This window comes from Gordonia polyisoprenivorans NBRC 16320 = JCM 10675 (assembly GCF_000241325.1).
Classification (GTDB): Bacteria; Actinomycetota; Actinomycetes; order Mycobacteriales; family Mycobacteriaceae; genus Gordonia; species Gordonia polyisoprenivorans.
Genome location: NZ_BAEI01000031.1, coordinates 593,260 through 607,336 on the forward strand (window position 1 = coordinate 593,260; position 14,077 = coordinate 607,336).

Below are 14,077 nucleotides of genomic sequence, written 5' to 3' on the forward strand. Positions count from 1 at the left end.
CCTGACGGCCGGAATTCCTGACGCCCGAAAGGGCGACGCGCCCAACATATGTGGCGGGCTGATCAGCTGCGCTCGTCGGCGACCGCTTGTGCCGCCTCGTCGATGATCGCGCGCATGGCGTTCTCGGCGGTGTCGGGTTCGCCGAGCCGGATTGCGCGGGCGACGTCGTCGTGCAGCGCGATGGCCGCGGGATTGGGCCGCGCCGGCATCATGCCGTGATGGGTACGGCCGGCGAGGACCTCGCCGACCACCCCGGTCAGTGCCCGGAACATCTCGTTGCCGCTGGCCTCGAGGAGGCCGCGGTGAAAGATCTTGTCGGCCAACAGGTAGGCGTCGAGGTCTCCGGTCCGCCCGTGCACGGCCATGTCGGAGGCCGCGGCGGCGAGTACGCGGCACTGGTGTTCGTCGGCGCGCTGGGCGGCCAGCGCGGCCGCGGCGGGCTCGATACCCCGGCGTAGTTCGGACAGCGTCAGCAGGAAGGCGGCGCGATCGGCGCCGTCGAGGCGCCACCGGATCAGTCGCGGGTCGAACACGCTCCAGCGGGTTCGGGGCTGCACGGTGATCCCCACGCGTCGCCGGGACGCGACGAGTCCCATCGACTCGAGCACGCGGATCACCTCGCGAGCCAGGGTGCGGGAGACCGCGAACTCGGTTCCGATCCCGTCGAGGGTCACCACGGCACCCTCGGACAGAACGCCGGAGGCGATGCGCACCCCGAGTTCGGTGAGCACCTGTTCGTGCCGATCGGTGGGGGCAGTGGTCTCGGTCACCCAATCATCTTCTCATTTACGTAGAGGAGCTGCGCAGCTCCGCTGTTTATCGCTCCGCGACCAGTAAAGGCCGATGATTCACGGCGTTCACTTGCAATAGTCATACCTTTGAGGCAGTCTATGTGACCAGTAGCACAGCAGCAGAGGAGCGGGCATGGGGTCACCGGTGGTGGTCATGGGAGTTTCCGGATCGGGGAAGTCGACGGTCGGCGCCGCGTTGGCGCAGCGCCTGCGGGTGCCGTTCGCGGACGCCGACGACTTTCATCCGCAGTCGAACATCGACAAGATGACGGCCGGTCACGCCCTGACCGACGTCGACCGGCAGCCGTGGCTCGACCTCATCGGGGACTGGCTCGGTGAGCACGGCGACGGCGGGGTGATGAGCTGTTCGGCGCTCAAGCGTGCCTACCGCGACCGCTTGCGCAGCCACCGCCCGGACACCGTCTTCGTCCACCTCGACGGGCCGCTCGAGGTGATCGCGCGGCGGCAGGCGTCTCGACCCGGGCACTTCATGCCGGCATCGCTGCTGCACTCCCAGTTCGACATCCTGGAGCCGCTCGGGTCCGACGAGCGTGGAGTGATCGTCGATGTCGACCAGCCCATCGACGTCATCATCGACCGCATCGTCGCCGCGCCACTGATCACCGATGCCACCGGAGGCACCCGATGAACACGCTCACCGTCCTCGCCGCCGACACAAAACTGCCCGACCCGGTCGGCTCCGGCTGGCATCTCGTCGTCGCCGCACTCGCGGGCATCGCCGTCATCGTCGCCCTCATCACGTGGGCCAAGGTTCATCCCTTCCTCGCGCTGATCGCCGGTGCTGCCACCGTGGGAATCGTTGCCGGCGAATCGGTTCCGAAGGTCATCGACTCGTTCACCTCGGGCTTCGGATCCACCGCGGCCGGGGTGGGCATCCTCATCGTGCTCGGAGCGATGTTCGCCAAACTGCTCGCCGACTCCGGTGGTGCCGACGAGATCGTCGACACCATCGTCGGCCACGCCGGGCCGCGGATGCTGCCATGGGCGATGGCCCTCGTGGGTGCGGTCATCGGTCTGCCGATGTTCTTCGAGATCGGCCTGGTGTTGTTGATGCCGGTCATCTACCTCGTCGCCCGGCGCTCGGGCCTCGGCCTGATCCCGATCGGTATCCCGGCGCTCGCCGGACTCTCGGCCATGCACGGCTTCGTCCCGCCGCATCCCGGGCCGCTCGTCGCCATCGACGCGCTGCACGCCGACCTCGGTCTGACCTTGGCTCTCGGTGTGGCCGTGGCGATCCCGACCATCATCGTCGCCGGTCCGCTGTTCGGCACGCTGGCCGGGCGGTGGGTCGTCATCGACGCACCCCGTACCTTCGATGCCGACCCGGGAACCGTCGGCGCCCACCCCGAGGGTTCTCCGGCAGTAGCTGAATCAGATTCCACCGCAACACCTTCGGTGCGGTCGCCGAAGGGCCCGGGATTCGGCATCACCCTGGCGACGGTCCTGTTGCCGGTGGTGCTGATGCTCGGCAAGGCCATCGCCGAGATCATCGTCGACGACGACGGTCAATGGCTCCGCAAGATTCTCGACGTGCTCGGTACGCCATTGGTCGCACTGCTGATCGCCGTCGTCGTCGCGATGTTCACCCTCGGGCGGCGCTCGGGCATGACCCGCGACACCCTGTCGTCCTGTGTGGGATCGTCGCTGCCGCCGATCGCGGGCATCCTGTTGATCGTCTCGGCCGGTGGCGGATTCAAACAGGTCCTTGTCGACACCGGCATCGGCACCCTGCTCGCCGACTGGGCGTCGGCCGCGAACATCTCGGTCATCCTGCTCGGCTGGGTGCTCGCCGCGCTCATCCGCGTCGCCACCGGATCGGCCACCGTCGCCACCATCACCGCGTCGTCGTTGATGCTCGGACTCGTCGACGGGCTGAGTTCGGGTCAGGTGTCGCTGGTGGTTCTGGCGATCGGCGCCGGCTCGGTCTTTCTCTCACACGTCAACGACGCGGGATTCTGGCTGGTCAAGGAGTATTTCGGGATGAGCGTCGGGCAGACCTTCAAGACCTGGTCGGCAATGGAGACGATCCTGTCGGTGACCGGACTGATCGTGGTGTCGGTGCTCGGCCTCGTGGTCTGAGGGTGACCGGGCTCTACCCCGCGAGGTTACTGTGCGGTAGCTTACCTAGCCATGAGACGAATTCGGGGATTGAACTCATCACGACGAACCTGGGGGATTCGGGGTGCGGCGGTGCTCACCGCCGGCGCGCTGGCCGCCACCGGAGCGAGCTTGGCAGCACCGTCGGCCCAGGCCGCCGACTTCTACACACCGCCCGCGCACTTCGCGAGCGCACCGGGATCGATCATCCGCAGCGAACTGTCACCGCTGCTGCTGCAGATCCCCGGCATCCCGAACCAGTGGCCGGGTACCGCCAAGCGCGTCATGTACACCTCGGAATACCAGGACGGCTCGCCGGCCGCGGTGACCGGAACCGTCGTCGAACCGACCGCACCGTGGCGCGGCAAGGGGCCACGACCGACCGTCGTGCTCGGCCCCGGCACCGTCGGGCAGGGTGATCAGTGCGCCGGGTCGAAGCTCATGTCGTTCCCGTTGGCGATCGATCCGAGCAAGCCGTCGATCGCGGTGAACTACTCGGGTCTGGAGATGAACCTCCTGCTCATCAACGGTGTGCGCGTGGCGATCACCGACTACATCGGGATGGGCACACCCGGCATCCACACCTACGTCAATCGCCTCGAATCCGGCCACGCCATGCTCGACGCCGCGCGCGCTGCGCTGAAGATCGCCGGGGCACCGGCGAATTCACCGGTCGCGTTCTCCGGCTACTCGCAGGGCGGTGGTGCGGCGGCATCGGCGGCCGAACTCGCCTCGACCTACGCACCCGACCTCAACGTCAAGGCCACCTATGCCGGCGCCCCGCCCGCAGACCTGTCGAAGGTGATCGACCGCATCGACGGCACCGCGATCTCCGGTGCCATCGGCTACGCGATCAACGGCCTCGAAGCCCGGTACCCGGCGCTCAAGACCGTCGTCGACCGGCAGACCAACGCGGCCGGACACACTGCGCTGCAACGGTTGTCGACGCAATGCATCGGTGACACGATCCTGTCCTACGGATTCCAGCGAACCAACTCCTGGACCCGCAGCGGGCAACCCTTGTCGGCGATCGTCAACGCCGATCCGCAGGTCCGCAAGATCGTCGGTGACCAGCTGATCGGCAAGCTCAAGCCCAACGCCCCGGTGTTGCTCGAGGGCGGGATCAACGACGACGTCATCCCGTACGACCAGGTCGCCCAGCTGTATCGGGACTGGAAAGCCCAGGGCGCCACCGTGTCCATGGTCACCAACACCATCCCGCCGATCTTCCCGGGACTGGTGGTGAACCACGCACTGCCGATGCTCACCACACTGTTGCCGGCGACGAATTTCCTCCTCACCGAACTCATCAGGTGACATGACGGGCCGACGGATTGCGGCGGCGGCGGTCGTTGCGCTGGTCGCCGGCATGGTGTTCGCCGGCGCGGGTCGCGCGGCGGCGGACCCGCCGCCCGATCCGGGGCTGCCGATCCTCGGTCCCGTCGGCACATCGTTGATGCACGGGGACCTCGAGTCCACCGACTCCACGCCTCACCCCGGACCCGGCCGCGACGCCCGACTGCTCGCGTCGTCGGTACCGGGTGCCGCGTGCGCGGCGACCTTCATCGGCAGCGATGGCATGCCGGTCTCGTTGTGCACCAGATACATCGGTGTGCCTGGAGACGGGTCTGCCGGCGGGTTCGCCGTTCCGTCGGTGACGTTGTTCGATCCGGCATCCGCCACACCGCTGGCGTCGGTTCAACTGGCCAAGGGCGGATTGCTCGGCGGGGTGTACGGCTACCTCGACGGCCGTGACCGGGTGGTCGTCGCCGACGGCTCGAACGCGATCCTCTTCGTCGCCCACCGGCACACCGCCCGCGGGTGGCAGGTGTACGTCGACGACCGGATCGACGTGTCCGGGCATATCCCCGCCGGTGACTCGATCACCGGCCTGGCGCCGGATGGGTTGGGCCGCATCTGGTTTGCGACCACCCACGGTGTGATCGGGACCGTCGACATCGACCGTCGGGTGCACTCGGTGCACCTGCCGTCCGGCGAGGACCTCGGCAACGGACTCAGCGTCCGCCCCGGTGGCGTCTCGGTGCTCACCACGCACGCGCTGTACGAGATGTGGGCGACCCCGGGTGCTGCGCCGCACACGATCTGGCGACAGGCCTACGACCGCGGCCCGGCACGCAAACCCGGCCAGCTCACGTGGGGATCGGGCACGACGCCAACGTATTTCGGTCCTGGCGGACACGGCTGGGTGGCCATCGTGGACAATGCCGCGCACCGCCCGTCGCTGATCGTGCGAGACAGCGACACCGGTCGGCTCGTGTGCACGATGCCGGCCTTCGGCACATCCGGTCAGGGCACCGAGAACTCGCCGATGGCCTGGGGCGACTCACTGGTCATCCCCAGCACCTACGGCTACCAGTACCCGCCGATGGCGGTGTCGGGCCCGTCGATCCCTTCGAGTGCGGGCTTCATCGGCGGGTCGACGCGCATCGACGTGACGGCGCACGGATGTCATCGGGTCTGGGAGAACAACGACCGCCTCGCGTCGTTGCCGAAGCTCTCCCGCGCCGACGGCCTCATCCACGGCCTCGGATACGGGCCGTATGTGCCGGGGGCGATCCAACAGAGCGGGCCGGTCGACTACATCGCCAGCGACTTCGCCACCGGCCGGCGGGTGGTCACCCGGCAGGTCGGCATCGCGCCGATCGACGAGCCGCTGGAACTGACGGGCACCATCGCCGCCGACGGCACGTTGTGGCAGGCGACGGTCGGTCACATGCTCAAGATCGGCCGCTGAGGTCCGGTGCTCGTCGGCCGGCCTCGCGGTACCACCCTCCCCGTGTCTCCTGACCAGGTGCGCCGTCGCGTCGACGCGACGAGTGTCACAATGCGACCATGATCGATCCCACCTCCGAGGACCCCGACCGCAGGCCGTCGCAGGCCGAGCTCGACGCGCAGGACCTCGCGGAACTGCAGCGGACCTCGGCCGACCGGGACCGGGCCAACCTATACCCGAAGCCGCCCACCGCGCCCGGACCCGCCCCCGCCGCGTTGGCACTCCACGCCCGGGTGGCCTTCTGGGGAGCGGCCGCGGCCGGGCTGGTGTGCGTCGTGTACGGGGCGATCAACCTCGGAGCGATCAGAGATCTTCTCCGTGATCGGATGCTCGCCGACGCCGTGGCCACGCCGAAGGGGCAACCCAACGCCGGTCAGATCGACACCTTCGCGTCGGTGCTGCCGGTCGCCGGGTTGATCATCACTGTGCTGTTCCTTCTCGGCGCATATCTGTTCCTCCGGGCCGCGGTCACCCATCACAGCCGCAACTGCCGCAACTTCTTCCTCACGATCGTCGTCCTGAACCTGATGTGCATCCCGGTGGGACTCGATCTGTTCTTCCGCTATCCGAGCCTGTGGTCGGGGACCGTGGTTCTCGGATGGATTCAGTTCGCGTTGCTGTTGGTGTCGGCGGTCATGACCCTGCGCCGTGTCGTCGACCGCTGGTTGCCCGAGTCGACCCGGATGCGCCCGACGCGAATGCTGCGGGCCCGGTAGGGAACTCACCGCGCCCGCAGCCACCGGTCAACCGGCGGTCGCGGCGATCAGCTCCTTGGTGAACTCGGCCTCGTCGACGCGCGTGCTGCGGCCGTCGGCGACGACGATCTCGCCGTCGACCATCACCGTGTCCACCAGACGCGGGGAGCCGGTGGTCAGAAGCGAGGCGCCCGGATCGCGGACGGGGAGTGTGGCGTAATCCCGGTCGAACCGCAGGAGCGTCAGATCGGCGGGGGCGCCGACGGCGACGCCGCCGATCGATTCGGGGAGTCCGAGCGCGACATTGGCACCGCCGCAGGCGATGTCGAGCATCGTGGCGTTGTCCATCAGATCCGCACGCCGATGCACCGCCCGCTGCACATAGGCGCCGATGCGCAGCGTCTCGAGCATGTCCTGGGTGTCGTTGCTGGCCGCGCCGTCGACACCGAGCCCCACGGCGAGGCCGCGATCGAGCATCGCAGGCACCGGCGCGACGCCACTGCCGAGCCGCATGTTGGACAACGGGTTGTGCGAGATCGCCACACCGCGGTCGGCGAGCAGCGCCTGCCCGTACTCGTCGAGTTCCACACAGTGCACCGCGAGCACCCGGTCCCAGAGGAAACCCCCGCGATCGAGGTAGTCGACGGCGCCGACACCGGCGTGCTCACGGCACATCACATCGTCGGTGGGTGTCTCCAGCAGATGGATGGAGACCGACAGGTCACGCTCCTGGGCGAACTCACGCAGCGTCGTCATGCCCGGCTCGGTGAGCGATCGCGGATTCGGGACCGCGAGGGCGATCGAGATCGACGATCCGTCGACCTGTGCCCGTAGGTGATCGATGTGGTCGAGGATCTCGTCGAGGGGTTGCATGAGCCGCGGCTCGAAGCCCCACTTGCGGGTGGCGTCAGCCCGATCGGCCACCCCACGTCCGAGCAGTGCGCGAATCCCGGTGTCGCGCAACGCCGCGATGACCGCGCCGTGGACCTCATCGGACGGATGGGGCCACATGTGCTCGACGACGGTCGTCGTGCCCGACCGGAGACTCTCCAAGCAGGCGGCCACCGCCGCGAGATACGCCCGCTGCGGTGTGATGGCCACCGACTGCTCGCCGATGGCCAGCAGCCACTCCAGAAGTGGTGTGCATTCGGCGATTCCGCGCATCAGCGACTGCTGCAGGTGGGTGTGGGTGTTGACGAAGCCGGGGATGAGTACCGCGGGCGGTCCGGTGTCGGGGGAGGCGGTGGTGTCGGTGATCGCACTGACGACCCCGGCGGCCACGTACACGTCCTGGTGGGCGACCCACGTGCCGCCCACGCGGACGGTGACGTCGGTGAACGCCCGGTCGCCGTCAGGCGATCCGTTCGGGGTGATCATCGACGACCCTTCGTGGCGTCGAAGTTGGCCGAAAGACGTTGGGCGATATAGTCGGCGGCGGTGATCGGCGGATACTTGCCCGCGGCGCTCTCGATCAAGACGTCGGTGTTGGCCTGCGCGAAGTAGGCGATGGTGTAGCGCGGGCCCTGGTACTCCCCGCGTCGCGGTGCGCGCACCCGATGGAAGTTCGACGGCAGGGCGTCGTCGGACCATCGCATCAGCATGTCACCGATGTTGCAGGTGATGGCCTCGTCCGAGGGTTCGACGGGAGTCCATGCCTGGCTGTCGGTTTCGGCTCCCGGTAGCACCTGCAGACCGCCCTGCCCCGATCGCTGGAACAGCAGGGTCAGCACGTCGAAGTCGGTGTGCGCGCCGGCCCGCCAGATATTGGGCTCGTCGAGCAGCTCGTCGGGGAAGGGGTAGTAGTGCAACAGCCGCAGGGTGCTCTGATAGGTGTCGACGGCCGGATCGTGTGCGCGGGTGAAGAACTCGCGATCGAAGCCGAGCTTGTCGGCGAAGCAGCCGAGCAGATCCATTGCGATCTGCCGGCACCGCGACTCGAAATCGTCGAGGGTACTGCGGAATCCGGCGAGCTCGTCCTCGTTGGGCCACAACCTGTCCATGCGCGGGCGGGTGAACTGATAGGACTCCTTCTGATCCGGGGTGCCGACCGACGGCCGGACCTGGGTCATGAACTCCCAGCCCGCGTTCTGCCCCTTCTTGAGCGGATAGCGCTCCTTGACCTCTCGCGGCAGTGCGAAGAACCGTTCGGACATGGCGAACGCATGATTCACCACGGACATGTCGATGCCGTGGTCGACGATCTGAAAGAAGCCGATATCGGTTGCGGCCGACCAGAGTTGCTCGGTGATCTCGGCGCGGCGGGCGGCGAAGTCGGCGAGGGAGATCTGGCGGACCTCGCGGTCGGCGGTCTCGGTGCCGGCACCACCCATCCGTGACTCCCGGGTGAGTTCGGCCATCGGGGTGGCCGGCATGTGGGTGGGATCGGTGTGGGTGGCAGTTGAGTGGATGTCGACGGTGGTCGTCGTGTCGCTCATGGTGTGACTCTCTCGGTGGTGATGAGACGGTGTGCGCTTTTCGACGCCGGCCGCGTGAGAGAGGAGTGGCCGACGGACGCGAACAATCGGCTCCTTGCCGGTTGCTACACACGATCTCGTGCAGAAGACGATACGACACCTTCGGCGGCCCCGCCATCCGGGCGGTTCGTGATCGGGAAGGTTAGCCATGCCTGCATTATTTTAGAGTTGATCCAATAGTTGGATCTACTCCAGAAAAGGGCTACACTGGCGTCATGCCCGAAATCGACGACGTCACCCCCGCGCAGCTGCACCAGCAGTTACGCGGAGCGGGGATGCGCGTCACCGCACCGCGGGTCGCGGTGCTGCAGTTCGTCCACGGGCATCCGCATTCGACCGCCGACGCCGTGGCTTCCCATGTGCGGGAGCACCTCGGCGGCGTATCGACCCAGACGGTGTACGACGTGCTGCGCACGTGCGCCGACAAGGGGCTGCTGAGACGGATCGAGCCCGCGGGTTCGGCCGTCCGCTACGAGACCCGGACCGGCGACAACCATCACCACCTGGTGTGCCGGGTCTGCGGGGACATCACCGACGTCGACTGCGTCGTCGGTGCGGCCCCATGCCTGAACCCCGACCACGATCACGGCTATCTCGTCGAGGAAGCCGAGATCACCTTCTGGGGACTGTGTCCGCGATGCCGGGGCGCAGCGCCGGCGTCCGCCGAACCCGAGGGGCCGTGACCCGACGCCGGGAATTCTCGGCGAATTCACCCCTTCGGGAACGAAGAGTCGTCGAGAATGGTTGCAGAGCAAGGTAGTTCGACAACAACCGGCAATCCGCTCGATCCAGTACGTCCAACAGCCGTCCATGGGCGGCCGACAACCGAGGAGACATCATGGCTATCGAACCCGCATACAGCATCTCGTCCAAGGCCAGTGGCGGCGGCCGCGACGGAGAAGTGGTCTCCGCGAGTGGTCAGATCGACCTCGAACTGCGTCCGCCGAAGGAACTCGGTGGCAGCGGCGACGGCAGCAACCCGGAGGAGCTGTTCTCCGCCGGCTACGCCGCCTGCTTCCTCGGTGCCCTGCGCGCCACCTCCAAGCAGGCCGGCACGCCGGCCCCCGACGACGCCACCGTCACCGTGACCGTCGGCATCGGCAAGGACGAGTCCGACGGCGGCTTCGGGCTCGTCGTCGGCATCGAGACCTACCTGCCGGGCCTCGAGGAGGCGCAGGCCAAGGAACTTGCGGAGAAGGCCCACGCCTTCTGCCCGTACTCCAAGGCCACCAAGGGCAACATCGATCACAATCTGACGGTCCGCGTCTGAGGACGCCGCGACCACCGCACCACCGCGTGCCCCCGGCCACAGCCGGGCAACCGCACCACAGGAAGGAGTCACACCATGACTGCACCATCCACCCCCATCACCAGCACCCTGAGTGATGAGCAGAAGGAGATCACCGGCAAGGCCCTCCAGGAGACCCTCGTCGACCTGATCGATCTGTCACTGATCGCCAAACAGGCCCACTGGAACGTCGTCGGCGCCCAGTTCCGGTCGGTGCACCTCGAACTCGACGAACTCGTCAGCGTCGCTCGCGAATTCACCGACGCGGCCGCCGAGCGTGCCACGGCCATCGGCGTCAGCCCGGACGGGCGCGCCGAGACCGTCGCCAAGACCGCCGCTACCAAGGGCTTCGGCGAGGGCTGGACCAAGGACGCCGACGTCGTGGTCTCGATCGTCGAGAACCTCAAGGCCGTCATCGCCGGTCTGCGCGAGCGCATCGACGTCACCGAGGATGCCGACCCGGTCACCCAGGACCTGCTCATCGGCTTCGCCTCGAAGCTCGAGCAATTGCACTGGATGTGGCAGGCGCAGGTGGCCTGAGGGCCCCGATACCCGGTGGAGGCGAGGGCGACAGCCTGGTCCTCGGCTCCACCGATCACGACGACGGACCCCGCCCATGTGGCGGGGTCCGTCGTCGCATCCGGGTAGGGGCATCTCCGCGGACAGCACCCGACCGCTGTGACCTGACGCACGTCGCCGAGTGCGGCGGCGGTAGCGTGTGGGCGTGGAGTACTGGGGAGTCATGGCGGGGATCGGACTGCTGGCCGTGGTCGTCGCGGGCGTTGCCTTCGTCCGCTACCGCGATCGGGAAACAGAACAGCTTCGGCGCGGCGCGTCATTGGCCGGTGAGCTGCGCGCCCTGGCCGCCGGTGATGCGGTGCGACTGGCCGCGGTCGAGGAATACGAGACCTCGCTCTATCAGCGACTGTTCTACGTCTCGACGGTGTCGCCGCGGGTGCGCAGCGCCGTGTGGTGTCTGCTCGCGGCGGTCCTCTCGGCCGCCGGTGCCCTGGCGACACGCGGTGACGGTCTGGCGCTGACGATCGTGCACTGGGCAGCGTTGTTCCTCGCGGTCGTCTTCGTCCTCGCGACCCTGTTCTTCGCGGGTCTGGCCGCATTCCACGCGGCCACCACCCCGCGCGTGTCCTTCGCCGAGTCCTATGCGAGCGACAGTGCTGCTGGTTCCGACGCCGCAGATTCCGGTGCAGCAGGCCCTGATACCGTCGTCTCGGACGCTGACACACCGGCGGACGCCGACGCGCCGGCTACCGAAAAGGCGACCGCCGAAAAGACGACCACCTAAAAGGCCTCCCCCACCCTCATGACTTGTCGAATTCCGTGAATTCGTGCATCAGTCCGGGACAATAATCGGACAATTCGTGCCATGTTGTGGCACTTTCGCTGCGCCGTCGGTCCGATGTCGTGGTCGGTTGACAAGATGGCGCGCACCGTCATCCGTTCGGGGGAAGCCTGCCGGATTCCGTACTTCTCACCTGCGCTTTCGGCGCTTCGCGCCTGTGCTGCGCCCCGGTCCGAGACGGGCTGTGAGGGGTATGTGAGAGTTCCCTTTCCACGGTTCCACGCTGGTGGAGAAAGCTCGTGGTGGTGCGGTTGGATTGGTGGTGCGGTTGGATATCGCCATGACGCTCCGTGTGCCGAGGCCGGCCAAGAGCCACGGCAAGGACCGCCCGCGCACCCCTGGGCTGCGCTGTGGGATGCAGCGACGGGAGAAAGGCGGGAACGGTGACGACGCGCGAAGGGTCGGCTGAGCCCGAGTCCGCGGGGCTGACACCGGTCGCGGTTCAGACGTGGCTGGCGCGGATCGGCGCCGACGACCTCCTCGGTGCCAGCCCGACGCGCTACATCCGGCGCAGCGGCGCCGAGGGAATCGCCAACTACATCCCGGCACTGCATATCACCACCGACGATCCGGGCGCGTTCGACGAGATCGTCTTCTGGCGACCCCTGCCCGGGATGTTGGTCTACGCGCTGATCCGGACCCCGTCCACCATGGCGCGCACCCCGGAGATCATCGCCGAGTACCCATCGCCCTATGTCGTGGTCGGCACACAGTCGATGCCCGGCGGGGGCACCTTCACCCAGGCCGGCAGCAGCCACCCCTATCGGGCGCCCGCGCACATCGTGATCTTCGACAACAACGAGCCGTACCAGCAGACCTCCGAGGAGGTCGCCGATCTCGCAGGTGTCTGGATTCCCGTCGAATCACTGGGCAGAGACTCGTCGGCGTCCCGATCGCCCCCGTGGTCACCGGGACGCCGTTGGCCTGTGCGGCTGCGGCGTTCATTCGCAACTTCGCGGTCGACGTCGCCGCACGCGGTGCCGATGTGGACCTCGACACGGGAACTGGCCGTGATCGACCTCGTCCGGGCGATACTCGCCCGCAGGCAGGCCGATCAGTCGCCCGACCGCGTCTGCACCGACCCGGTGTACGTGCGCGAGGCCACGCGGGCATTGATCGATCATCATTTCCGAGATCCGGAGTTCAGCGCGGAGACGATCGCGAAGACCCTGCACATGAGTCGGCGACATCCGTATCGCTACTTCGGCGACACCGATGACTCGCCGGCCACGATGATCGCGACGCGCCGCCTGGAACGCGCGCGCGAACTGCTGGCCTACCGCGAGGGTGCGGGCCTGGATTCGATCGCCGCCGCATCTGGCTTCCATCAGCGGCGACCTTGCGCAATCGATTCCGTGCGGCATTCGCCGTCGCTCCGAACGAATACCGTCGCTCGCTCGCCGACAGCCGACGTGCGAGCACTGATGGTGCGGGGCGTGGTGACCCGAGGTCGGTCTCGGGGTCGACGACGCGGGCGATGCGGTGCGCCTGCGTGGGCAGGCCGGCGCGTCGAATCTCGTGTGCGCGCGAGTCGTCGGCGACGCGCTGGCCTTCGATCTCGTTCTCGCGGCGCGGCCCTTGCGTCACCTGCATGCGTACTGTGCGCTCGTCGCGCCGGGTGTGTTCGAACAGGATGGACGACACCGAGATCACCGACGCACGGTCGACTCCGAACCCGGTGTTGCCGTTCTGGTCACCCGTTTCTCCGGGTCGATCACCATCCGTCGCGGCGAGGAACAGACCACGTACGGTCCCGGACAACTCGTCGTGTACCCCCTTGTGGAGCCGGCGGTGATCGAGGTCACGGGTCCGGCGGACCCGGCCGGGGTGGTGGTCCCCGTCGAGAGTCTGGGCGAGGAGTTCGGGCGGCGAACCGTCCGCGTCCAGACCCTGCTGAGCCGGGCCACCGCGCAGTTCGTGCGCGAACTGGCCCTCTCGTCGCTGACACGGGCGCCGTCGTTTGATCCCGACGGCGAACTGGCGGCGATCGATCTCGTGCGCGCCGTTCTCGACAACGAGCGCACAGATCTGTTTCGGGTCCGCGACAATTCGCTGGTGATGCGGGCGGCGGTCGACGACCTCATCGCACGCCGCCACACCGACCCCACCTTCGGTGTCGCCGACATCGCCCGGGAACTCAACATCAGCCGGCGTCATCTGTACCGGCATTTCACCGACTCGTCGAAGTCGTTGTCGGACTTGATCTCCGAGAGGAGAATCGCCCGTGCGCAGGGTCTGTTGGTGGTGCCGCAACGACACACGTTCGCCGAAATCGCCGCCGCCAGCGGATTCGGCTCGGCCGCCACCCTGCGCAGCAGATTCCGGTCCGAACTCGATCTGACCCCGGCAGAGTATCGACGACAGATGACCGTCGTCGCCGACTCCACGCCGCCGACGCGGAGGCCTGGGACGGCCGATCCTCGATCCCGCCGAGGACTCCTCGCTGGTTGACTGAGCCCTCGTCGCGCGCAGGCGATCGTGCAGTCCTTCGCCGAGTCCTCTGTGAGCTAGCCTCGATGTTTCGCGGGGTGACGCCCGCCGCGTGAGTTGGTCCGGT

13 protein-coding genes and 1 pseudogene are annotated in these 14,077 nt (G+C 67.7%); 11 read left to right on the plus strand and 3 right to left on the minus strand.

Features of this window, described 5'->3' with window-relative positions; translation table 11 throughout:
- Window positions 1-62 precede the first annotated feature (62 nt).
- The gene (locus GOPIP_RS09945; RefSeq protein WP_006369524.1) at window positions 63-770 is read right to left on the minus strand and encodes a FadR/GntR family transcriptional regulator; all 708 of its coding nucleotides are present in this window, start codon (window positions 768-770) and stop codon (window positions 63-65) included.
- Window positions 771-924: 154 nt separating this feature from the next.
- Here GOPIP_RS09945 and GOPIP_RS09950 point away from each other — a divergent pair, with 154 nt between their 5' ends.
- The 5 genes from GOPIP_RS09950 to GOPIP_RS09970 all read left to right on the plus strand — a co-directional run bounded on the left by GOPIP_RS09950 (window position 925) and on the right by GOPIP_RS09970 (window position 6,419).
- Window positions 925-1,440 carry a gluconokinase gene (locus GOPIP_RS09950; RefSeq protein WP_006369525.1) on the plus strand — a complete coding sequence of 172 codons (516 nt, stop codon included), beginning with the start codon at window positions 925-927 and terminating at the stop codon, window positions 1,438-1,440.
- A complete protein-coding gene (locus GOPIP_RS09955; RefSeq protein WP_006369526.1) occupies window positions 1,437-2,891 on the plus strand; it encodes a GntP family permease in 1,455 nt (484 codons plus the stop codon). The genes GOPIP_RS09950 and GOPIP_RS09955 overlap by 4 nt, the downstream gene beginning before the upstream one ends.
- 51 nt (window positions 2,892-2,942) lie before the next feature.
- Complete coding sequence (locus tag GOPIP_RS09960) at window positions 2,943-4,226, plus strand: lipase family protein (RefSeq protein WP_170320187.1); 1,284 nt, start codon at window positions 2,943-2,945, stop codon at window positions 4,224-4,226.
- A gap of 1 nt (window position 4,227) precedes the next feature.
- A complete protein-coding gene (locus tag GOPIP_RS09965; protein WP_006369528.1) occupies window positions 4,228-5,664 on the plus strand; it encodes a hypothetical protein in 1,437 nt (478 codons plus the stop codon).
- A 98-nt stretch (window positions 5,665-5,762) separates the two neighbouring features.
- Entirely contained in the window at window positions 5,763-6,419 is a 657-nt protein-coding gene (locus GOPIP_RS09970) for a hypothetical protein (protein WP_006369529.1), read from the plus strand.
- Window positions 6,420-6,446: 27 nt separating this feature from the next.
- On the opposite strand, the gene GOPIP_RS09975 is transcribed toward GOPIP_RS09970, so the two are convergent.
- The gene (locus GOPIP_RS09975; protein ID WP_006369530.1) at window positions 6,447-7,775 is read right to left on the minus strand and encodes an amidohydrolase family protein; all 1,329 of its coding nucleotides are present in this window, start codon (window positions 7,773-7,775) and stop codon (window positions 6,447-6,449) included.
- Window positions 7,772-8,833 carry an isopenicillin N synthase family dioxygenase gene (locus tag GOPIP_RS09980; protein ID WP_006369531.1) on the minus strand — a complete coding sequence of 354 codons (1,062 nt, stop codon included), beginning with the start codon at window positions 8,831-8,833 and terminating at the stop codon, window positions 7,772-7,774. Before GOPIP_RS09980 ends, GOPIP_RS09975 begins: the two co-directional genes overlap by 4 nt.
- A 254-nt stretch (window positions 8,834-9,087) precedes the next feature.
- Between GOPIP_RS09980 and GOPIP_RS09985 the strand changes: the two genes are divergently transcribed.
- The 6 genes and pseudogenes from GOPIP_RS09985 (at window position 9,088) to GOPIP_RS10010 (ending at window position 13,971) form a co-directional block, all read left to right on the plus strand.
- Window positions 9,088-9,555: a Fur family transcriptional regulator gene (locus tag GOPIP_RS09985; protein ID WP_006369532.1), complete on the plus strand. Its 468-nt coding sequence runs from the start codon at window positions 9,088-9,090 to the stop codon at window positions 9,553-9,555.
- A gap of 155 nt (window positions 9,556-9,710) precedes the next feature.
- Complete coding sequence (locus tag GOPIP_RS09990) at window positions 9,711-10,142, plus strand: organic hydroperoxide resistance protein (protein WP_006369533.1); 432 nt, start codon at window positions 9,711-9,713, stop codon at window positions 10,140-10,142.
- A 75-nt stretch (window positions 10,143-10,217) separates the two neighbouring features.
- Window positions 10,218-10,700 (plus strand): Dps family protein, encoded by a 483-nt coding sequence (locus GOPIP_RS09995; protein ID WP_006369534.1) that lies wholly within the window; start codon window positions 10,218-10,220, stop codon window positions 10,698-10,700.
- Window positions 10,701-10,884: 184 nt separating this feature from the next.
- Window positions 10,885-11,463, plus strand: a complete 579-nt coding sequence (locus GOPIP_RS10000; RefSeq protein ID WP_244421132.1) for a histidine kinase — start codon at window positions 10,885-10,887, stop codon at window positions 11,461-11,463.
- A gap of 1,040 nt (window positions 11,464-12,503) precedes the next feature.
- Window positions 12,504-12,842: pseudogene (locus GOPIP_RS29870) on the plus strand (helix-turn-helix domain-containing protein); the annotation flags it as partial.
- A 160-nt stretch (window positions 12,843-13,002) separates the two neighbouring features.
- A complete protein-coding gene (locus GOPIP_RS10010) occupies window positions 13,003-13,971 on the plus strand; it encodes a helix-turn-helix domain-containing protein (protein WP_006369537.1) in 969 nt (322 codons plus the stop codon).
- Window positions 13,972-14,077: the final 106 nt, after the last annotated feature.